We start from the raw sequence: 21,063 nt of genomic DNA on the forward strand, positions 1-21,063 counted from the left end.
CGATTCCGCGCCTTTCCGCGTCTTCCGCGGTTCACATGACGGAGTCTCCGCTCGCGCGGAGGCTCGGGAATGGCCCGCCCCGTTCGTGTTTTTCGTGTGGGTTCGCGGCCGAATCCCAAACCGGACTCGCGCCCGTTCCGCGACGCCCCATTGACGACACGGTCGCGGCATTGGCTCTGGAGTCATGGCGCTCCGATTCCTCCTCGCGATTCTCCTCCTGCTGGCCGCGCCCGCGGCGGCCGTGGCGCAGTATGGGCCGGGCGTGCCAGCGGTGGTGGACAAGGCGCGGTCCGCGATGGGCGGGTCGGCCGCCTGGGCCGGCGTGCGGGGATTCCACGAGACCGGCGCGGAGGGCGGCCAGCCCTATCAGCGCTGGATCGACACGCTGCGCTACGGCGAGCGCACCGAGGTGGGGACGGGGCCGCAGCAGTTCGTGCAGGGCTACAACGGCTACGGCGCCTGGTGGCAGCCGTTCGGGCGCGCGCGGCCGCCAGGCTCGGACGCCGAGCTGATGGCCCGCGCGCGGTCCGAGGCGTTCTTCGGCGCCTATGGCTACCTGTTCCCGGGACGGTTCGACTTCCGCAGCACCTATCTCGGCGTGCGTCCCAGCGGCGGCAAGTCGTTCGACGTGGTCCGGGTGCATCCCGAGGCGGGCGCGCCGCGAGAGGTCTGGTTCGACCGGGCCACCGGCCTGCCGGGCCGCATGGTCGAGGGCCGCGGCGGCGAAACCCTGACGCTGGAGTTCGGGGATTATCGCCGGGTCGGGCGCCTGATGCTCCCGTTCCTGGTGACCGCCACGGGCGCGGGCCGGCCGAAACCCGTGGAACGCCGCCTGGAGAAGATCGAAGCCGTCACGCCGGACCGGGCGCTGTTCAGCCTGCCGCGATAGGCCGCCCTACCCCCGCGCCGCCAGGGCCCGCGCGACCACGGGGGCCAGGCGGGCGGCGATGATCGCGGCGCCGCGGGCGTTGGGATGGATGCCGTCGGCCTGGTTCAGCGCCGGCTGGCGGGCCACGCCGTCCAGAAGGTTCGGATAGAGGGTCACCCCGTGGGCGCGGGCCACGGCCGGGAAGACGGCGTTGAAGTCGCGGGCGTAGCCGCCGCCGATCTGGGCCGGCGCGTCGATCCCCGCGAGCACCACACCGACGCCGCGGCCCTTCAGCTTCCGGACGATGCCGTCGAGGTTGGCGCGGGTCCGCCGAGGGTCCAGGCCCTGGAGCAGGTCGTTGGCGCCCAGGGCGATGACGGCGACGTCGGTGTCCTTGCGCACGCTGAAGTCCACGCGGGCGAGACCGCCGGCCGTGGTGTCGCCCGAGACGCCCGCGCCCCGGACCACGGCGTTCGCGCCCAGGCGCACGAGGGCCGCCTGGAGCCGGGCCGGCAAGGCGGCCTGGGCCGGCAGGCCGTAGCCGGCCGTGATCGAGTCGCCCAGCAAGGTGACGACGCGCGGACCCGGGACGACGCGCGGGCCGGGCTGACGGTTGGCGGGCTGCGCCAGGGCTGGCCCGGCGGCGAGGAAGAGCGGAACCGCGAGAAGCGCGCGGCGGCTGGGTCTTGGCTCGGCCATGATCGTCCTATGTAAGAGAAGCCCGATACGCACAACGTTCCCGCAAGCCGCCGAACCGAGGACCGCCTTGACCGACACGCCGCCGCTCGCCCTCGACGACGTGAGCCTGACCCTGCCCTCCGCGGCGGGGCCGGTGGAGATCCTGCGGGGCCTGTCCCTGACTCTGGCGCACGGCGAACGTATGGCGCTGGTGGGGCCTTCGGGGTCGGGCAAGAGCTCGCTGATCGCCGTGGCCGCCGGCCTGGAGCGCCCGACGGCGGGGACCGTACGACTGTTCGGACAGGACCTGGGCCGGCTGGACGAGGACGGCCGCGCCCGGCTGCGGCGCGGGCGGGTGGGCCTGGTCTTCCAGGCGTTCCACCTGCTGCCCAACATGACCGCCGAGGAGAACGTGGCCGCGCCGATGGAGATCGCCCGCCGCCCCGACGCCATGGCCGAGGCGCGCGCATGGCTGGACCGCGTGGGGCTGGGCGCCCGCCTGAGGCACTATCCGCACCAGCTTTCCGGCGGCGAGCAACAGCGCGTCGCCCTGGCCCGGGCGCTGGCGCCCAGCCCGGCGCTGATCTTCGCCGACGAGCCCACCGGCAACCTGGACTCGAAGAACGCCCGCCATGTGGCCGACCTGCTGTTTGAGCTGGTGGAGCACACCGGCGCAGCGCTGCTGATGGTCACCCACGACCCCGCCCTGGCCCACCGGGCGCAGCGGGTCGTCACCCTGCGCGACGGACGGCCAGAGGCCGCCGCGGAGGCGGCGTGATCCCGTTGTGGATGCGGTTCGCCGGCCGGGAGCTGCGCAGCGGGGTCAAGGGCTTCCGCATCTTCCTGGCCTGCCTGGCGCTGGGCGTCGCCGCCATCGCCGCGGCCAGCTCGACCGCCGAGGCGTTCCGGCAGGGGCTGGCCGCCGAGGCGCGTCAGATCCTGGGCGGCGACCTTTCGGTGTCGCGGGGGCAGACGCGCTTCACCCCGAGGGAGCGGGCGCTCTTCGACCGGCTGGGCCGCGTGAGCGTGGCCGTCGCGGTCCAGGCGATGAGCGAGGCGCCGAGCGGCGAGCGGCGGCTGGTGGAGTTCCGCGGCGTGGATGCGGCCTATCCGCTGGCGGGCGCCGTGACGATCGAGGGCGCGCCGTCGCTGGCCGCCGCACTGGCCAGGCAGGACGAAACCGGAGGCCCGGCGGTGTGGGGCGCGGCGGTGGAACAGGCGCTGCTGGAGCGGCTGAACCTGAAGCTGGGCGACCGCTTCCTGGTGGGCAACGTCACCCTGCAGGCGACGGCGATCCTCGAGACGGAGCCCGATAGGCTGGCGCGCGGCTTCGCCCTGGGACCGCGCGTGCTGGCGCAGACCGGCGCGCTGGAGTCGGGGGGATTCCTGACGGCCGGCCTGCCGTTCGCCCAGACGGCGCGGATCGCGCTGGCCCCGGGCGTCCCGCTGGACGAGGCCAAGGCCGAGATCGCGAAGGCGATGAAGGGCGTCTACCGCGTCCGCGACCGCAACGACGCCGCGCCGGGCGTCAGCCGGATGATCGACCAGCTCGAATATTTCCTGGGCTTCATCGGCCTGGCGTCCCTGGTGGCGGGCGGGCTCGGGGTGTTCGGCGCGGTCAGCGCCTATGTGGACGGCCGCAAGTCCGCGATCGCGACCCTCAAGGCCCTGGGCGCCGACAGCGCCCTGATCCGCAACACATACCTGGCCCAGATCGGCCTCCTGGCGCTGGCCGGCGTGACCATCGGCCTGGCGACGGGCGCCGCCACGCCGCTCGTGCTGGGCGCGGCGATCCAGGCGCAGCTTCCGGTCCCGGCCCTGTTCGCCATCTATCCCGCCCCGCTCCTGAAGGCCGCGGCGTTCGGCCTGCTCTCGGCGGCGGCCTTCGCGCTGGCGCCCCTGGCGCGGGCAAGGACCACGCCGCCGGCCAGCCTGTTCCGCAGCGACCTGTCGGGCCGCCTCCGCCCGGGCCCGGAGCTGATCGCCGCCGGCCTGGCTGCGGCCGGGCTTGGCGCGCTGGCCGTCGTGACCGCGCCCACCCCGTTCGCCGCCGGCGTCATGATCGGCGGCGTGGCGGCGGCCTTCCTCGTGCTCTGGGCCTTCGGCTGGGCGGCGGCGGCGCTGGCCGGACGGGTGCGGGGCGGCGCGCGGGGCGCGATGCGCATCGCGCTGGCCAACCTGGCCGGGCCGCGCTCGGCCGCCCGGACGGCGGCGCCGGCGATCGGCCTGGGCGTGGCGCTGCTGGCGGCCGTGGTCCTGATCCAGTCCAGCCTGCTGGCCCAGATCTCCAGCATCGCGCCCCAAACGGCGCCGGCCCTGGTCTTCACCCAGATCCCCGGCGAGCGCGCGGCCGCCTTCGACGCCGAGTTCGCCCGCGCCTATGGCCGGCGTCCGACCGCCGACACCTATCTGCGCGCGCCCTACTTCACCGGCCGGATCACCGCCGTGCGCGGCGAGCCCGTCACGCCCGAGCGCGTGCCGGCGAACGTCCGCTGGGCCTACGACAACGACGTGACCCTCTCGGCCATCGGCCCCGAACCGCCCAACGCCAACATCCTGAGCGGGCGCTGGTGGCCGGCGGACCATGACGGGCCGCCCTTGCTGGCCATGTCGAAGGAACCGGCGCGCGGCATGAACCTGAAGGTCGGCGACAAGGTCACCCTGTCGGTCCTGGGGGCCGAGATCGAGACGACCCTGGCCGTGATCCGCGACGTGGATTTCGGCAGCTTCGGCGCCAGCTTCCCGCTCATCGTCACCCCGGCCGCGCTGGAAGGCGCGGCGCCCCGGCACGTGGCCATCGCCAAGGCCAGCCGCGACGAGGAACAGCGCATCGTCCGCGCCCTGGGCCAGAGCTTCCCGGAGGTGAACGTGATCTCGGTCCGCGAACAGCTCGAGGCGGCGACCGAGCTGTTCGACCAGGTGGCCCTGGCCGTCCGGGGCGCTGCGGCCGTGGCGCTCATGGCGGCCCTGCTGGTGCTGGCCGGCGCCATCGCGGCGCGGGCTCAGGAGCGGACACGCGAAGCGGCGACGCTGAAGGTGCTCGGCGCCTCGCGCGCCCAGGTCCTGGCGGCCTATGTCCTCGAATACGGCCTGGTGGGCCTCATCGCCGGGGCGGCGGGCGTGGCGCTGGGGTATGCCGCCGCCTGGCCGGTCGTGACGCAGGTGTTCGAGGCGACGTGGAGCGTGGACTGGGGCGGCGTGGCGGCGCTGCTGGCCGGCGCGGCCGCCCTGGCCGGCGCCGGCGGCCTGCTCGCCTCGTTCCAGGCGCTCTCGAAGCGACCAGCCGCCGCCCTGCGCGGCGCGTAGGCGCCGTAGGGGAATTCCGCTCGCCCGGCGGGCGCAAGGCATGGCGCAGGACCGCAGCCACGGTGTAGCCTGGGCGGGTTCCGCATCGCCGGATGACGAGACCGCCGCCGTGCCGCACGCTCAGGACGAGGGATTCCTGGATCTGCTCTACGGCGCCGCCGTGGAGCCGGGGCTGTGGCCCCGCGCCATGGAGACGTTCGCCGATCTCCTCGGCGGTTCGGGCGCCTGGCTTTCGCGGCTCAGCGTCGCGGACGGTTCGGGCGAGGGCGTGCTGGCGCGGATCGATCCCCACATGGCCACGCTCTACGCCGAGCACTACGCGGGCATAAACCCGTTCTCGAACGCGCCGGACCCGGGCGCCTTCATGGCGGCCTGGACGCCGACCATCCTGACGGACGAGGCGTGGATGCCCAAGGCCGACCTGGCGCGGCGCGAATACTACAACGACTTCATGCGCCCGCAGGACATCCACTCGTTCATGATCGTCCGCCTGGCCGCGCACGGTTTCGACGTGAGTTCCCTGACCATCAACCGCCCGCGGGGGCGCGAGCCGTTCGGTCACGCCGAGCTGGCGCAGGCGCAGCGGCTCCACGGCCATCTGCGCCGGGCCTTCCGCATGACCGAGCGGCTGGCGTCCAGCGGGCTCGCCGACGACGACCTCGAGAACGCCGGTGCGGGCGCGGCCGTGTTCGTGCTGGACGGCGACGGGCGGCTGCAACGCATGACCCCGGCCGCCGAGGCGTTGCTGGCGGACCGCGACGACCTGTCGGTCGCCGGCGGGCGGCTGGCCACGCCGGGAGACCCCTCCGGACGGCTGGAGGGCCTGATCGCCGCCGCGGCCGCGCGCGCCCCGGCGGCGCGGCGCGACGCGAGCCTGGTCCGGGCGGGCGCCGAGGGGCGCCCGCCCCGGTCGATCGACGTGGCCCGCGCACGCTCGGAGCGGCTGGCGGTCTTCCGCCAGCGGCCGGCTGTGATCGTCACCTGCGCCGAGTCGGTGGCCGACGACGACCCGCGCCTGACCTCGCGGGAGCGCGACGCCCTCACCTGGGTCGCCGAAGGCAAGTCGGACTGGGAGATCGGCGTCATCCTGGGCCTGTCGGAGACCACCGTGCGCTTCCACGTGGACAACGCCCGCCGCAAGCTGGGCGCCGTCAACCGCGTCCACGCCGTGGCCAAGCTGCTCGCGGCCGGAAGCCCGCGACGATAGCAGGCGCCCACCCGGCCCCTGCCCGCCCCGTGGCCGCAACGCTGTGCAACCGTGTCGCATCGCGCCGACGGCAACCATTTGGCATTGGCCCTGCGCCAGGGTGGCGTGGGATATCGCCCCCTTTCCGGAGTTCGCGCATGGACGTTCGTTTCACCACCCAGGACCTGGCCGAGTGGGGCTCGGCGGCGCTGGTCTTCGTGTCGGGCGCGATGACGGGCCATTGCGCGGCGGCCGGCATGACGCCGGTGCAGATGGCCGGCGCGGCGGCGGCGATCCTGGGCTCGGTGGCGGCGGCGGTGGCCGTCCGCGTCTGGCCAGGGCGTGTGGGGGCGGAAGCCGAAGAGTGAGCGCGGGGTCGCTGGGCGCCGGGAAGACGGCTTCGGTTCGAGGCGGGGTCGGACGCCGCCCCGGCATCCCGGATGACACGGGACCGGAAGCCGCGACGGCGCCGACGGGCGAGCGGATCCCGCCTCGAGGCCCGCTCAAGAGCTAAAGGCGCCGGAACCGCGCACCACGGGTCAGGGCCGGTGAAATTTTTCTCGCCAGGGTGGATTTTTCACCCAGGAGGGGCGCCGTCTTGCCACGCCGGCCCCGGCTGCGCAGTATGCCGAGCCATGTTGACGCGTACGCCGAACGACGAGGCTCGGGCCCTCCTGGGAGGGTGGCGGCGCGGTGACAGGGCGGCGCGGGACCGGCTGTTCGCACTTCTCTACGCCGAACTGCGTCAGGCCGCCGCGGCGATGCTGCGCGGGGAGCGGCACGTCTCGCTCTCGATCGGCGACCTCGTCCATGAGACGATCCTGAAGCTGATCGCGCTGGACCGCATCGACTGGCGCGACCGGGCCCACTTCATGGCGCTCACCTCCACCATGATGCGGCGCGCGCTGATCGAACACGTGCGGGCCAAGCGAGCCGCCAAGCGCGACCACATGAAGGTGGAGCTGATCACCAACCTGCCGGACGTGGGCAATGCCGACCTCGACGAGGTGAACGACGCCCTGGACAGGCTGGCGCGGGTCGATCCCCAGCGGGCCGAGATCGTCGAGATGCGCTATTTCGGCGGTATGGAGATCACGGATATCGCCGTGGTCCTGAACCTGTCGGAATCCACCGTGAAACGCCGCTGGCAATCTGCGCGCCTGTGGCTCTACGAGGCGCTGCAGGCCCAGGATGTCTGACGATCGGCCGCCGGCGTCGCTCGACGCACAGGCGCTGGATCTGATCGACGGGGCGATGGACCAGCCCTCCGACTCCCGGGAAGCCTGGATCCGGAGCCGTCCGGTTTCCGAGGCGGTGCGCGACCGCGCCCTGACGCTGCTGTCGCTCAGCCCCGGCGCCGCGGCGATCCTGCCCACCGGCGGCGCGCCGGGCCTGGCCGGCGAAGCGCCGCTGCCCGAGCGGATCGGGGCCTACCGCGTCACCGGCCGAATCGGCCAGGGCGGGATGGGGACGGTCTATCGCGGCGAGCGGGCGACGGGCGACTTCGACCACACGGTGGCGATCAAGGTGATCCGGCCCGGCGCGCTGTCGGGCGCGCTGGTGGAGCGGTTCCGCCGCGAGCGCCAGACCCTGGCGCGGCTGGCCCACCCCAACATCGCGCGCCTGTTCGATGGCGGCGAGACGGCCGCCGGCGAGCCCTTCATCGTGATGGAGTATGTCGAGGGCCGGCCGCTGACCGACTGGCTGGCGGCCGGACCGTCCGACGCGGCCCGCCTGGACCTGTTCCTGGCCGCGGCGGCGGCCGTGGCCTTCGCCCATCAGAACCTCGTGGTCCACGGCGACGTGACTCCGGCCAACATCCTGGTGGACGCGGCAGGCCAGCCCAAGCTGATCGACTTCGGCATCGCCGCCCCGGCCACCGCCGCGGCGCCGTCCCCGGCCGCGCCGGGCGGGGACGCGGGCATCCACACGCCCGGCTTCGCCGCGCCCGAGCGGATCGCGGGCGCGCCGTCCAGCACGCTGTCGGACATCTATTCCCTGGGCCGGGTGCTGGGCTGGCTCACCGAGGGCGGCCGTCGCGCGCCCGAGCTCTCGGCCATCGTCGCGCGGGCGACCGCCGACGACCCGGCCGACCGCTACTCCACCGTGGAGGCCCTGCGCGCCGACGTGGCGGCCTGGCGGGGCGGCTTCCCCGTGTCGGCCGCGGGCGGCGGGCGGGGCTATGTCTTCCGCAAGTTCGTCGGCCGCCACCGGCTGGCGGTGGGCGCGGCGGCGACCGCGGCGAGCCTCCTGGTCGCCGCCTTCGGCCTGACGCTGGCGGCCAACGCCCGCGCCGAGGCGGCCCGCGCCGAGGCCGAGGCGCGGTTCGAGGACGTGCGCGCCCTGGCCAAGTCGATGATGTTCGACGTCTACGACGAGGTGGCCAAGGTCCAGGGCTCGGTCGACGCGCGGCTGAAGCTGGCCCAGACCGCCCAGACCTATCTCGACCGGCTGGCCGCCGACCCGCATGCGCCGTTCGACGTGCGGCTGGAGGCGGGCGAAGGCTATTTCCGCCTGGGCCGGGTGATGGGGTCCACCGGCGGCGGCTCGCTGGGCCGGCGGGAGGAAGGCAAGGCGCTGTACGGCCGCGCCGAGGCGATCCTCGAACGGCTCCACGCCGAACAGCCGGCGCGGGCGGACGTCAGCCTGGCCCTGGGCCACCTGCTGTCGTTCCTGGCCGGCGAGAGCCTGTACGCCGACGGCGACAGCAAGGCCGCGCGCGCCCGCGCCACACGGGCCCGAACCCTGCTGACGGCGCTGCCGGAACCATCGGACCGCAGCGCCGGCGCCTTGGCGGCGGCGTACCTCTACGAAGGCGACAGCTACGGCTGGGACAACGACATCCCCGGCGCGGGGCGCGTGTACGAGCAAGGTCTCAAGATCGTGGCCGACCTGCCCCCGGCCCTGCGCGACAGTGATCCGGTCGCCGTCTCGCTGAGCGGCCTGCTGCGGCAGAGCGGCAACGTCTATCTGCACACCGGCCGCATCGACGACGCCGTGGCCCGCATGCAGGAAGGCGTCGCGCTGAACCGCGCGCGGCTGGCGGCCGCCGAAGGCGATCCCACCTGGACACGGCGGCTGATCGCCTCGCTCTGGTCGCTGGGCGACGCCCAGCGCGAGGCCGGGCGGCTGGATGCGGCGCTGGCGACCCTCCAGGACGGGCAGGCCATCGCCCGCGCGATGGCGGTGCGCAGCCCCACGGACGCGGGGGCCGCGGAATCCATCGCCCTGACCGGCCTCGTGCTGGCCCAGGTCCAGAGCGCCCGGGGCGCGCACGCCCAGGCCGTCGCCGCGGCGGACGAAGCGGTGGCCATCCGCCGCCAGCTGGCCCAGCGCAGCGGCGGCAACAAGGGCTCGCGGCTGCATCTTGCGGTGGGCCTGAAGGACGCCGCCGCGGTGTACCGCCGGGCGGGACGGACCGGCTCGGCCTGCGGCGCGCTGCGGGAGTCGCGGACGATCCTTCGGGGCTACGCCGACCGTGACGACCTGTCGGACTACGATCGCCAGAACAACCTGCAGCCTGTCGAGACCGACCTGAAGGCCTGCCGGACCTGAAGACCTGACGGGCCTGAAGACCTGACGGGCACGCACTTTTCCCGCGCCTCGAAGATGCGAATCCCGCGTCAGGTGAAGAGTACGCGCGCAAGGGGAATTCCCAGCAAAAACACCGCCTTCCACCCACACGGCGCCCCCCGAACGGGGGGTCGAAGCCCGAGGCTCCCAGGCTAGTCGGGTGGTCTCGCTCCCGGAGTCGGGGCGGAATGGAGCAGAGGCATGCGTTTCAGGAATTGGGCGGGCGGCGCGGCCGCCCTTGTACTCACCATCGGCATGGCGGCGCCGGCGCCGGCCGCCGCGGCATTGTTCGCGACGTTCTCGGGCAAGGTCACCTATGCGGTGACCGACCTCACCTTCGGGTCCTACGACCTGATCGGCCTGGACTACACGGCGACCTACGAGTTCGACCCGTCGGTCGGTACGACATCGATCTACAGTCCCGGCGGCGGAGTCTTCGACTACATCCGCGCAGGCGCCGACGCCGCCTCGCCCATCCGCTCGCTGACGATCACCATCAACGGCCACCAGGACGTGATGGATTTCCAGGCCGACCAGGTGTTCAACGGCAGGATCGAGCGCGTGAGCTATCCCGCCAGCCCATCGGGCCAGCTCCACATGTCCGGCGTCGGCGGCAGCTACGTCCCCTCGCCCGTCGGTGGACAGGCCTACGACTATCACACGGCGAGTTCGGGCTTCGCGTCACCGACGCTCATCGCCTTCGACATGGCGGAACCCTGGTCGCCGGTCGGCGGCTCGGGCCTGTCGAGCTTCCTCCGCCAGGTGCAGAACGCCGGGCGCGGGTACGATCAGGCCTACGACATCAAGGGCTCGGTCACGAGCGTCCGGGTCTTCGAGTCCGCTGCGCCGACCGGCGCCGTTCCCGAACCGGGGACCTGGGCGCTGATGATCGGGGGCTTCGGCCTGGCCGGCTCGATGATCCGGCGACACCGCACTCGACCGGCCTGACGTCCCGGCGGAAGGGGATTCCCCGCCCGTCCGGCGTCGTGGCCGGGCTAGCCTCGCGGCCGAGAGGCCTCCGGGGAGGACGGGCGGGAGGCGCGAAGCGCCTTGTCTCGCCGGCCCTCCCCTTCGCCCCTACGCCTCCAGAGGCGTGCGGCGGCGACGGAGCAGGGATCCGGCGGCCCCGAAGCCCAGGATCATCATGGCCCAGGTGGACGGTTCCGGGACGCCCCCCACGGGCGGGGGCAGGACGTCGTCCTCGATACCGGCGTAGGTCACGTTCTGCTGGGAGTAGTTGTAGAAGCCGAACGCCCCGCTTCCGAAGACGCCGTCGACATCGAACTGAAGCACATCGTTGACCCACACTTTCACGTTCGACGCGGTGTATTCGATGTCGAACGTGTAGGTCGTCAGGTCCGCCCATCCCGTCGAACCCAAGGTGAGGCCGCGGGCCAGTTCGATGATCCCGAAACCCGGATCGTGGGACCAGGCGCCGGCGTTGTCGCCAAGACCGCTGGTGACCCGCGAGAGGGCAAGGCCCGCCGGAGCGTTGCCGTAGTAGGCCTGAGTCGTCTGCTTCCAGTCGATGAGCAGGAAATCGCCGGGGCCGCTGAGCTCGCCCGGATTGAAGCCGACGACGAAGCCGATGAAATCGTCGTCGCTGGTGGTGTTGACCCGGATGGTCCCGGACAGCGAACGCCCGAGCGCGTCGAAGTCGCTGTAGAACACCGTCGGTGCGCCGTTCACCGTCTGGGTGACGGAATTCTTGTCGGCAGCCAGATTCCACGTTCCGCCCGTCCCTTCGCGGGTCCAGCCCGAGAGATCCGTCGGCGCGGCGTAAGCCGCCCCCGTGGAGGCCAGCGCGAGCGCGGCCGCGGCACACAGCATCTTCTTCATTGGAACACCCCTTGGTTCGGGCCCGAAAGCCTCTGTCACAGAAGCGCCGAAAGGCGCCGCCGCAGGTCCTTCGCAGGCGGAAACCCTTGTTGTCCGCCGCAATGGTCCGCGACAGGGGGAGGTGTTCCCGCGGCAGGCGAGCTCAGCCTTCCCCCTTCCCCAGATAGCCCCGGCGAGAATCTGCGCGCGCCCCCCATTCGGGGGCGTCGGCGCCTCCGGGCCCGCCGGGGCGCTCAGGCCCTGGGCGGGACGGGGACCAAGTTCTCGACCGGCGTCCGGGGCTCGACGCCGGGCGGGAGGTTGTCGGGCTCGGGCTGACCGGCCTCGCCCAGGGAATGGATGTAGCGGTAGATCGCCCGCAGGTCCTTCTCGGTCATCTTCGAGATGTTCTGCGTCGGCATGGGCGGCAGCAGCGGCTTGGACCTCAGGATCTCGACCCAGCCATCCTCGGTCGTGCTCTGCGCGAGCAGCCGCAGGTTGGTGGCGTAGGAGACGCCCCACGGTCCCAGGTAGCCGATCGCGCGTCCGGTCAGCCGCTCGGCCTCGGGGATGTTCCCGCCGGCCTGGGGGAAGCCCTCGGTGTGGCAGTCGTTGCAACTGCCCACCATGACCAGATAGCGGCCCGCCTCGATGTCATTGGCGGCCACCACATGGGGTTGACCGGCCGGCGCCTCGGCGGGTTTCGAGCAGGCCGACAGGAGCGCCGCAGCGGCGGCGGTGAACATGATCCAGCGCATGGATATCCCTCTTCTTGCCCAAGCCTGTACGGGCCCGGACCGTCGAAGGATGCCGCATGTAAGGCCCAGCCTGTAGAGGCTTGCGCCGAAAGCCGCCCGATCGGCGGCGAAGCCTATTCCGCCGGCGCCACGGGCACCAGGATCTCGCCCCCGCCGTCGCGGAACTTCTGCGCCATCTCGGCCATGCCGGCGTCCACGTCGTTCTGCTTTCGCGCCGCGTCGCGGATGTCCTGGCTGATCTTCATGGAGCAGAACTTGGGGCCGCACATGGAGCAGAAGTGGGCGGTCTTGAACGCCTCCTTCGGCAGGCTCTCGTCGTGGTATTCGCGCGCCGTCTCCGGGTCGATCCCCAGGTTGAACTGGTCCTCCCAGCGGAACTCGAAGCGGGCGCGGCTGATGGCGTCGTCCCACAGGCGCGCCGCCGGATGGCCCTTCGCCAGGTCGGCCGCGTGGGCCGCCAGCTTGTAGGTCATCACGCCGACCTTCACGTCCTCGCGGTTGGGCAGGCCCAGGTGCTCCTTGGGCGTGACGTAGCAGAGCATCGCCGTGCCGAACCAGCCGATCATCGCCGCCCCGATGGCCGAGGTGATGTGGTCGTAGCCAGGCGCCACGTCCGTGGTGAGCGGGCCGAGCGTGTAGAACGGCGCCTCGCCGCAGGTCTTGAGCTGCTTGTCCATGTTGGCCTTGATCTTGTGCATCGGCACGTGGCCGGGGCCTTCGATCATCACCTGGACGTTGTGCTTCCAGGCAATCTGGGTGAGTTCGCCCAGGGTCTCCAGCTCACCGAACTGGGCCGCGTCGTTGGCGTCGGCGATCGAGCCTGGGCGCAGGCCGTCGCCCAGGCTGAACGACACGTCGTACGCCTTCATGATCTCGCAGATCTCCTCGAAGTGCTCGTAGAGGAAGTTCTCCTTGTGGTGGGCCAGGCACCACTTTGCCATGATCGAGCCGCCGCGGCTGACGATGCCGGTCACCCGGCCCGCGGTCAGCGGCACATAGGCCAGGCGCACGCCGGCGTGGATGGTGAAGTAGTCCACCCCCTGCTCGGCCTGCTCGATCAGGGTGTCGCGGAAGACGTCCCAGGTGAGGTCCTCGGCGACGCCGTTCACCTTCTCCAGCGCCTGGTAGATCGGCACCGTCCCGATCGGCACGGGACTGTTGCGGATGATCCAGTCGCGGATGTTGTGGATGTTGCGGCCGGTGGACAGGTCCATGACCGTGTCGGCGCCGCAGCGGATCGACCAGACCATCTTGTCCACCTCGTCCGCGACGTGGCTGAGGACGGCCGAGTTGCCGATGTTGGCGTTGATCTTCACCAGGAAGTTGCGGCCGATGATCATCGGCTCCAGCTCGGTGTGGTTGATGTTGGCGGGGATGATGGCGCGCCCGCGGGCGATCTCGTCGCGCACGAACTCGGGCGTCACGAAGTCGGGGATCGACGCGCCGAAGTCCTCGCCGTCGCGGATGAAGGCGTCGGTCTCCTTGCGCCGCAGGTTCTCGCGGATGGCGACGTATTCCATTTCCGGGGTGATGATCCCCCGACGGGCGTACTCAAGCTGGGTCACGTTGACGCCGGCCTTGGCGCGGTAGACGCGCCGGGGGGCGGTGAACTCGGGAGCGAGGTGCGCGCCCTTGGCGAAACCGTTGTCCTCGGGTTTCACCGCGCGGGGATTCTCGACGATCTCGACGTCGCCGCGCGATACCACCCACGGCTCGCGGGTCTTGGAGAGTCCCTTCTCGATGTCGATGGCGACCGTAGGGTCGGTGTAGGGGCCGGAGGGGTCGTAGATGGTCAGCGCCGGCTCCCTGGCGCTCTCATGAACCGCCACCTCGCGGAACGGCACGCGGATGTCGGGCCAGACCACGCCGGGCTGGTAGACCTTCTTCGAGCCAGGGCGTTCCCCGGTCGGGATGGCGGCTGAGGCCAGCTTGCCGGTGGGCTTGTTCATCGCATGCGTCCTTCGGTCAGGACGGATCACGGGCGTCGGTTCGGGATGTACAGGCCCTTCCCTTCGCCGGCATGACCCGGATCAGGTTCGACGGGTCGTGGGCTCACCCACCTCTCAGCCGCTTGCGCGCGGCCCCCCGAGGATGTCCGGGAGGTTAGGCGCGATCGGCCTCTACGTCGAGGCCGCCGGCCTCCAGGACCCGCCTGAGCGGCGCGAGGCCTTCGCCATACGCGCGCCAGCGGCCGATGGACGACGCATATAGCGGCTGGCGCACCTGGACCGAGCTGGCGGTGGCGACCGGGGCGGCGTTCTCGTGAAACGCGAGGCAGGCGGGGTCCCAGTCCAGGCCGCAGAAGGCGAGCAACCGCCGGGTCTGGGCCTCCTGGTCATGGACGAGGTCCTCGTAGGCCACCTCGCAGAAGCGGTCGGGCGGCAGGACGGCGCGCCAGCGGGCCACCAGCCGGTCGAAGCCCAGGTAGTAGCGGCCGAGATCCTCCAGATCGAGAGCGTAGTCGTACTGGGGAATGTTGGTGGCGAAGAGCTGGCGATAGTTGGCCAGGCAGGAATCCATCGGGTGGCGGCGCAGGCAGACGATCCGCGCGTCCGGCAGAGCCCGATGGATCAGGCCGGCGTAGACGACGTTCAGCGGCATCTTATCGACGAACCGCGGGGCCGCGCCCCGCAGGCCGGCCACGCTGTCGAGGAACGCCCGGCCCAGGCTCTCCGGATCGATGGCCCGGCCCGCCCGCAGGGTCGGCGGATCGAGGACGAGGCTGGAGGGCGTCGCGGCCATCCGCTTCACGAGGAGCCCGAAGTGGGCCAGCTCCCCCAGCGATTCCACGTCGCGGTGGCTGGAGAGAATGCGGTCGACCAGCGTCGTACCCGTCCGCGGCAGCCCCACCACGAAGACGGGTGCATCCGATCCAAAGCCTGCGGTCCCGTCGCTGGCCACGAACGTCTGGCCGGCGGCGTCGAAGATCGCCGCGTCGCGAGCCGGATCATATCCCGCGCAGACCCGCCGCACGGCTTTTCCCCGTTGCAACCAGGCCAGGGCGGCGACGGGATCGCCGAGATCCTCACTGGTCTTGGCCAAGGCGTGGGCGAAATGAAGCGCGCGCTCGGGATCGTGGGCGTGAATCGCGAAGAGGCGTTCCAGCTCGGGCCGGAAATTCCGCTCGGGCGTCTGGCGCGCCAGGGTGACGCGGGACGACCAGGCGCGATGGGCGTCCGGATCGATGGCGACGGCGCCGGCGTAGGCCGCCTCCGCCCCCGCGAAATCACCCAGGAACTGGCGCGAGGCGCCCAGGTTGAACAGCAGTTCCGCGTTGCGTCCGTTGCGCGCCACCGCCGCCTCGAAGAACGGGATCGCGCGGGCGTGCAGGCCCGCGCGGCTGAACACCACGCCCAGGGTGTCGAGCGTGAGAGCGTCGCGCGGATGCAACGCCGCAGCGATTTCCGCGGCCTCGACCGCATCTGCCTGTTCGTTGAGCAGCATGAGCGCCCGCGCCAGGTGGGCGTGGGGCCTCGGATCGTGCGGCGCGAACATCACCGCCTTCTCGAACAGATCCGCCGCCCGACCGACGTTGCCATGATCCGCCGCCAGCACGCCGAGGAGAAACCACGCGGCGGCGGCCTCAGGGTCGCGCTCCAGCGCCTGCATGCAGATCCGGTGCGCGGGCGCGTAGGCGCGCCGGGCCATCAGCTTTTCGGCCTCCGCGAGCGCCTGATCGAATTGCATCATTTCTGTCTCGCCCACCGCAACGAGGCCGCTTCATGTCCAATACCCGGTCGTCGGGGTTGCGGCGTTCCGGATGAATGTCTCCAGATTTCCCCAAAGCTCGCATGAGCCTTTCAGAATTCTGGGGAACTCCGCAATGAAGATATCGCCTCTGCATCGTCGCCGCATTCTGCTTGCTTCGATCAGCGCCGTCGCCATCGCGACGCCCGCCATCGCAGCCGCGCAGGGCGGCGCGGAGGTCGAGGAACTGATCGTCACCGCCACGCGGCGGGAGGCGAACGTCCAGAGCGTACCGATCAACATCGCCGCCGTGGGCGAATCCTTCATCCAGCGACAGGGCGCCACCGACCTGGCCGAACTGGCCGGCTTCATCCCCGGCGTGCACCTTGTGGACCAGGGGGGACGCACCTCGGACCGGATCGTCGTGCGCGGCCTGAACGTCGACGCCATCGGCCAGACCGACGTGCTGGGCAACAACGCGGGCGACATCGTCTCGACCTACCTGGGCGAGATCCCGATCTACATCGACCTGAAGCTCAATGACATGGAACGGGTCGAATTCCTGCTGGGTCCGCAGGGTACGCTCTATGGCGCGGGTACGATGGGCGGCGCGATCCGCTACATCCCCAAGCGCCCGCAATTCGGCGTCGGCAGCTTCGAGGTCCGCGGCGACGGCTACGGCTATTCCAAGGCCAGCGGGCTGAGCTACGACTACGGCGCCACGGGGAATTTCCCGATCGGCGAGACCGTGGCGGTGCGCGCCTCGCTCGACTTCCTCAAGGACACCGGCTTCATCGACTACGACTACGTCGTCCGCGTACCCGGCGTGAGCAACCCCAACATCCTCGCCGGACCGGGCTACGATCTGGACCCGAAGAAGGACGCCAACGGCGAGAAGACGGTCTCTGGCCGACTGGCGGTCAGGTGGCGGCCGACCGACATCTTCGACGCGAACCTGACCTACTACTACCAGGACCAGCGCTCGGAAGGCCGGACCATCAGCGGCCACCGCAGCGCCATCGCCACCGAACGCTATGTCTCGCCCACGCGCGTGCTGGAGCCCAACCGCCGCGAGAACGGCCTGCTGGCCCTGGAGATGAGCCTGGACCTGGGCTTCGCCGAGCTGACCTCGGCCACCGGCTACGCGCGTTACAAGGAGCGCGGCCAGCGCGACCAGACCAACCTGCTGGTGGGTTTCGCCTACGGCTACGAGCTGTTCCCCTCGTTCGTGGGCTACACGCTCGAGGATCAGGACGACGAGACCTGGACCCAGGAAATCCGCCTGGTCTCCAAGACCGACGGCCCCCTGAGCTGGATCGTCGGCGGCTTCTTCTCGAAGTACGACACCGACGGCTTCTCGAAGGAGTTCACGCCGAACTTCGACCGCTACGCCATCGACGCCTTCGGCACGGGCGGGGACCTGCGGCCGGACTCGCTGGAGTATCTGGCGGTCGGCACGAGCAAGCTGGAGCAGGTCGCCGCCTTCGGCGAGGTCAGCTACCAGATCACCGACAAGTGGCAGGTCACCGGCGGGGTCCGCTACTACGACTACAAGCTGAAGACCTTCAACGCGGTCGACCTGCCGCTGCTGTTCACCAGCATCATCCCCGACGGCCGCGCGCCCACCGAGGTGCGGCTCGACTTCGAGGAGGACGGCCAGAAGGACGACGGGTTCCTCTACAAGTTCAACACCTCGTACCAGATCACGCCCGACGTGCTGGCCTATTTCACCTACAGCGAGGGCTACCGGATCGGCGGCGGCAACGGGATCGCGCCCTGCCCCGATCCCCTGGGCAACTTCCAGAACGTCTGCGCCCTGCCCGACGAGATCGCCTACAGCCCCGACAAGACCATCAACTACGAACTGGGCGCCAAGACACAGTGGCTGGACGGCCGCCTGACCCTGAACACCTCGCTGTACTACATCGAATGGAAGGACCCGCAGCTCCTGTCGGCCACGACCATCGGCGGCGGGACCATCACCCGCAACGGCGGCGGAGCCGAGACCAAGGGCTTCGACGTCTCGTTCGACGCGCGGGTGACCGAGGAACTGACCGTGCGGGCCAGCTACGCCTACACCGACGCCAAGCTGACCGCCGACGCGCCCAAGTTCGTCCGCACGATCCCCGATCCGGCGACCAATCCCACCGGCAACCCGTTCCGCAACACCCTGGTCGACGCCTTCGACGGCGACCGCCTGCCGGGCTCGCCGAAACACCAGGCCAGCGTCTTCGTCACCTATGAGCGGCCGATCGCCGAGGGCCTGAACCTCCAGCTCAACTACTCCGGCCGCTACGTGTCGGACATCCTGTCGGCGGTGGGCAACCGCGGCGGCGCCATCACCTTCGACGACTATACGATGCACAACCTGTCGGCCACGCTCTCGGGCGACGCGCGCGACTGGTCGGTCACGCTGTACGCCGAGAACATCTTCGACACGTTCGCCGAGAGCGGCGGCAACGGGAACCCGTGGTTCAACAACGGCACGGTGACCGACGAGACCGGCCGCACCGTCTTCGTACGGTCGTTCACCAACCCGCTGCCGCCCCGCAAGGTCGGCGTTCGGTTCACCAGGAAGTTCGGAGGCTGACGGCTCGGGCGGCCGCCGCCTCGCGGGTCGGGGACCACCTTGCGGGTCTAGCTCCCAGGGGCCCAGGACTTGCAGACGGCGGCGGCCGGACGACGTATCCTGAGGCGAGGGACTTCCCGGACACCTGCCTCAGGAGACCACCATGAAGCTTCCGATCCTCGCCCTGGCGGTCGCGGCCGCCGCCACGGCCATCGCCACGGGCGCCGTCGCGCAGAAGCCCTCGGCCCTGCCGACGCCGCCGCCCCCGTCCGGCGCGGGCCTCGCTCCGGGGGACTGCTTCCGCTCCAGCGACATGCGCAACCATACCATCGGCGACCGCCAGACCCTTCTGGTCGACGTCCAGGGCAAGGGGGCCTATCGCGTCACCATGAAGGGCTCGTGCCTGGCCGGCGCCACATCGTCGGACCCGATCGTGACCCGCAGCCCACCGGGCGCGGCGCTGATCTGCAAGCCCATCGACATGGACATCTCGATCTCGCGCGCCGGCTTCCCCTCGCCCTGCATCGTGGATTCCGTCGTCAGGATGACGCCCGAGGAGGTGGCCGCCCTGCCGCCGAAGTTGAAGCCCTGACGGCAAGCGCCTAGGGAGCAGGCATGCGCTCCACCGGCTCCATACCCGCCCGCCGCCCCGCGGACCGCCCGACGCAGCCCGTGGGGCGCAGGCCGTGAGCCAGCCGGCCCTCGTCCTGGGCGTGCTGGGCGGCATGGGCCCGGCGGCCACCGTCGACTTCCTGGCGAAGGTGCAGGCCTGCACGCCCGCCCACCAGGACCAGGACCACATCCGGGTGATCGCCGACATCAATCCCCGGACGGCCGCCCCCGGGGTTCCGGGCGCCAACGCCGGCGGCGCCCTGGCCGAGATGGCCGGGGGCCTGCGCGGAGCGGGCGCGGAGGTGCTCGCCATGCCGTGCAACAGCGCCCACGCCCATGCCGACCTGATCCGGCGCGCCAGCGGCTTGCCGCTGATAGACATGATCGGGCTGGGCGCCGAGGCCGCCGGCCGGACGGGCGCCATGCGCGCGGGCGTGCTCGGAGAGCGCGGCGCGCTGAAGCTGTATCGCGAGTACCTCGCCGCGCGAGCCATGGGCCTGCTCGCCCTGCCGCCCGAACGCCAGGAGGCGTTCATGGTCACCCTCCACCGTATCAAGGCCGGCGAACGAACCGCCGACGTGACGCGGGAAATGCAGGGCTACGCCGAAGACCTGCGTCAGGCCGGCGCCGAGGTCCTCGTCGCCGGGTGCGCCGAGGTTCCCCTGGTGCTGGCGCCGCGGGACCTGCGGCTGGAGATGGTGGACCCGGCGGACCTCCTGGCCCGCAAGGCCGTGGCGGTGTGCTTGGGCTGGGAGTCCGCGCCCGTCGCCCTGGATTGAAGGCCCGCTCGCCCGAGGCTCAGAGCCGCTCGGCGCGGAAGGTGTCGCAGGCGTTCGGGTCCCCGGTCTCGGCGCCGCGTCGGAACCAGCGCATGCGCTGCTCGGACGAGCCGTGGGTGAAGGTATCGGGCGCCACCTGGCCCTGCGAACGCTTCTGGAGCGTGTCGTCGCCCACCGCGGCGGCGGCGCGCAGGCCGTCCTCGATGTCGCGGGCGTCGAGCGCCACCTGCCCGCCCGACACCGTGGCGGCGTGGGCCACCCACACCCCCGCGTAGCAGTCGGCCTGCAGTTCCAGCCGTACGGCGCCGCTCTCGGCCCCGCGCGCGCCGAGGCGCCGCGAGCGCTCGGACGCGCCGGTCAGGGTCTGGACGTGGTGCCCGATCTCATGAGCGATGACATAGGCCCGCGCCGCCTCGCCGCCGGCGCCGAACTTGGTCTCAAGCTCCTGCCAGAACGAGAGGTCCAGGTAGACCTTGCGATCGGCCGGGCAATAGAACGGTCCCATCGCCGCCTGGCCCGTGCCGCAGCCGGTGCCGGTGGCCTGCTGATACAGCACGATGGACGCCGGCGGTTCGTAGGTGCGCCCGGACTGGCGGAAGAGCTGGGTCCAGACCGCGTCCACATTGCCCGACACCACATCGACGAACCGCCCGGCCTCGTCTTCCGGCGCGCCCCGAACGCCCGCCTGCTGCTGGGCAGGGGCCGCCCCCTGGACCACGCCCAGGGTGGTCGAGGGATCGATGCCGAAGATGAAATACCCCACCAGCGCCAGGATGACGCCGCCGACTCCCAGGCCTCCGACGCCCACGGCGCCCATGCCGCGGCGATCCTCGATGTTGCCGCCGCCCTCTCCGCCCCGCCAGCGCATCAGCGGGGATCCCGGGACGCCGCGCGGACGCGGCGGTTGGACTCGGCGAGGGCGGCGTCAGGGATCATGGGATAGTCCTGCATGGCGGGAGCGGCCGCGGGCGATGCGCGCGGCGGAACGTCGGGCGCGGGAACCAGCGGCGAAGGGCGGGCGAGGTCGCGGACGGCCTGTTCCGCCCGCAGGCGCGCCTCCAGCGCCTGGAGCTGGTTGCCCTGGTCGACCGCGCGACGCTGGGCGGCCTCCTCGCGTGCGCGGAGGTCGTCGAGCTGGAACTGCGTCGGCTGGGCGACGGCGTCCGCGGGCGCCGCGGCGAGAGCCAGGAACGTCATGGAAAGGGCAAAGGCGAACAAGCGGGACATCA

General features: G+C 71.6%; 18 protein-coding genes and 1 riboswitch. Of the genes, 11 read left to right on the top strand and 7 right to left on the bottom strand.

Annotated elements, in window-relative coordinates; translation table 11 throughout:
• Nucleotides 1-184 precede the first annotated feature (184 nt).
• The gene (locus WG212_RS13375; protein ID WP_337187600.1) at nt 185-889 is read left to right on the top strand and encodes a hypothetical protein; all 705 of its coding nucleotides are present in this window, start codon (nt 185-187) and stop codon (nt 887-889) included.
• Nucleotides 890-895: 6 nt separating this feature from the next.
• Here the strand turns inward: WG212_RS13375 and WG212_RS13380 are convergent, their stop codons facing one another.
• A complete protein-coding gene (locus WG212_RS13380; protein WP_337187601.1) occupies nt 896-1,567 on the bottom strand; it encodes an arylesterase in 672 nt (223 codons plus the stop codon).
• 67 nt (nt 1,568-1,634) lie between these two features.
• Between WG212_RS13380 and WG212_RS13385 the strand changes: the two genes are divergently transcribed.
• The 7 genes from WG212_RS13385 to WG212_RS13415 all read left to right on the top strand — a co-directional run bounded on the left by WG212_RS13385 (nt 1,635) and on the right by WG212_RS13415 (nt 10,559).
• Nucleotides 1,635-2,324, top strand: coding sequence for an ABC transporter ATP-binding protein (locus WG212_RS13385; RefSeq protein WP_337187602.1), 690 nt, complete (start codon nt 1,635-1,637; stop codon nt 2,322-2,324).
• On the top strand, nt 2,321-4,852 hold the full coding sequence (locus tag WG212_RS13390) for an FtsX-like permease family protein (protein WP_337187603.1): 2,532 nt from the start codon (nt 2,321-2,323) through the stop codon (nt 4,850-4,852). The genes WG212_RS13385 and WG212_RS13390 overlap by 4 nt, the downstream gene beginning before the upstream one ends.
• A 40-nt stretch (nt 4,853-4,892) precedes the next feature.
• Complete coding sequence (locus tag WG212_RS13395) at nt 4,893-6,059, top strand: helix-turn-helix transcriptional regulator (RefSeq protein WP_337187604.1); 1,167 nt, start codon at nt 4,893-4,895, stop codon at nt 6,057-6,059.
• 137 nt (nt 6,060-6,196) lie between these two features.
• Entirely contained in the window at nt 6,197-6,406 is a 210-nt protein-coding gene (locus WG212_RS13400; protein WP_337187605.1) for a hypothetical protein, read from the top strand.
• A 267-nt stretch (nt 6,407-6,673) separates the two neighbouring features.
• Nucleotides 6,674-7,237 (top strand): ECF-type sigma factor, encoded by a 564-nt coding sequence (locus WG212_RS13405; protein ID WP_337187606.1) that lies wholly within the window; start codon nt 6,674-6,676, stop codon nt 7,235-7,237.
• Nucleotides 7,230-9,593 carry a serine/threonine-protein kinase gene (locus WG212_RS13410; protein ID WP_337187607.1) on the top strand — a complete coding sequence of 788 codons (2,364 nt, stop codon included), beginning with the start codon at nt 7,230-7,232 and terminating at the stop codon, nt 9,591-9,593. The genes WG212_RS13405 and WG212_RS13410 overlap by 8 nt, the downstream gene beginning before the upstream one ends.
• Nucleotides 9,594-9,812: 219 nt before the next feature.
• Entirely contained in the window at nt 9,813-10,559 is a 747-nt protein-coding gene (locus WG212_RS13415) for a PEPxxWA-CTERM sorting domain-containing protein (protein WP_337187608.1), read from the top strand.
• Between the two features lie 129 nt (nt 10,560-10,688).
• On the opposite strand, the gene WG212_RS13420 is transcribed toward WG212_RS13415, so the two are convergent.
• From WG212_RS13420 to WG212_RS13435, 4 genes are all read right to left on the bottom strand, one after another.
• Complete coding sequence (locus WG212_RS13420) at nt 10,689-11,450, bottom strand: PEPxxWA-CTERM sorting domain-containing protein (RefSeq protein WP_337187609.1); 762 nt, start codon at nt 11,448-11,450, stop codon at nt 10,689-10,691.
• Nucleotides 11,451-11,683: 233 nt separating this feature from the next.
• A complete protein-coding gene (locus tag WG212_RS13425) occupies nt 11,684-12,187 on the bottom strand; it encodes a c-type cytochrome (RefSeq protein WP_337187610.1) in 504 nt (167 codons plus the stop codon).
• A 113-nt stretch (nt 12,188-12,300) separates the two neighbouring features.
• Nucleotides 12,301-14,136, bottom strand: a complete 1,836-nt coding sequence (gene thiC / locus WG212_RS13430) for a phosphomethylpyrimidine synthase ThiC (protein ID WP_337187611.1) — start codon at nt 14,134-14,136, stop codon at nt 12,301-12,303.
• Nucleotides 14,137-14,177: 41 nt separating this feature from the next.
• Nucleotides 14,178-14,285, bottom strand: a riboswitch (TPP riboswitch).
• A 5-nt stretch (nt 14,286-14,290) separates the two neighbouring features.
• Complete coding sequence (locus WG212_RS13435; RefSeq protein WP_337187612.1) at nt 14,291-15,877, bottom strand: sulfotransferase; 1,587 nt, start codon at nt 15,875-15,877, stop codon at nt 14,291-14,293.
• A gap of 133 nt (nt 15,878-16,010) precedes the next feature.
• On the opposite strand from WG212_RS13435, the gene WG212_RS13440 reads away from it, so the two are divergent.
• The 3 genes from WG212_RS13440 to WG212_RS13450 all read left to right on the top strand — a co-directional run bounded on the left by WG212_RS13440 (nt 16,011) and on the right by WG212_RS13450 (nt 19,834).
• Nucleotides 16,011-18,464 (top strand): TonB-dependent receptor, encoded by a 2,454-nt coding sequence (locus tag WG212_RS13440; RefSeq protein ID WP_337187613.1) that lies wholly within the window; start codon nt 16,011-16,013, stop codon nt 18,462-18,464.
• 142 nt (nt 18,465-18,606) lie between these two features.
• Complete coding sequence (locus WG212_RS13445; protein WP_337187614.1) at nt 18,607-19,035, top strand: DUF6491 family protein; 429 nt, start codon at nt 18,607-18,609, stop codon at nt 19,033-19,035.
• Between the two features lie 94 nt (nt 19,036-19,129).
• Nucleotides 19,130-19,834: an amino acid racemase gene (locus WG212_RS13450; protein WP_337187615.1), complete on the top strand. Its 705-nt coding sequence runs from the start codon at nt 19,130-19,132 to the stop codon at nt 19,832-19,834.
• A gap of 19 nt (nt 19,835-19,853) precedes the next feature.
• On the opposite strand, the gene WG212_RS13455 is transcribed toward WG212_RS13450, so the two are convergent.
• A complete protein-coding gene (locus WG212_RS13455; protein WP_337187616.1) occupies nt 19,854-20,702 on the bottom strand; it encodes a neutral zinc metallopeptidase in 849 nt (282 codons plus the stop codon).
• Nucleotides 20,702-21,052, bottom strand: coding sequence for a hypothetical protein (locus tag WG212_RS13460; RefSeq protein WP_337187617.1), 351 nt, complete (start codon nt 21,050-21,052; stop codon nt 20,702-20,704). The genes WG212_RS13455 and WG212_RS13460 overlap by 1 nt, the downstream gene beginning before the upstream one ends.
• Nucleotides 21,053-21,063: the final 11 nt, after the last annotated feature.

Source organism: Phenylobacterium sp. (genome assembly GCF_037189685.1).
Taxonomy (GTDB): domain Bacteria; phylum Pseudomonadota; class Alphaproteobacteria; order Caulobacterales; family Caulobacteraceae; genus Phenylobacterium.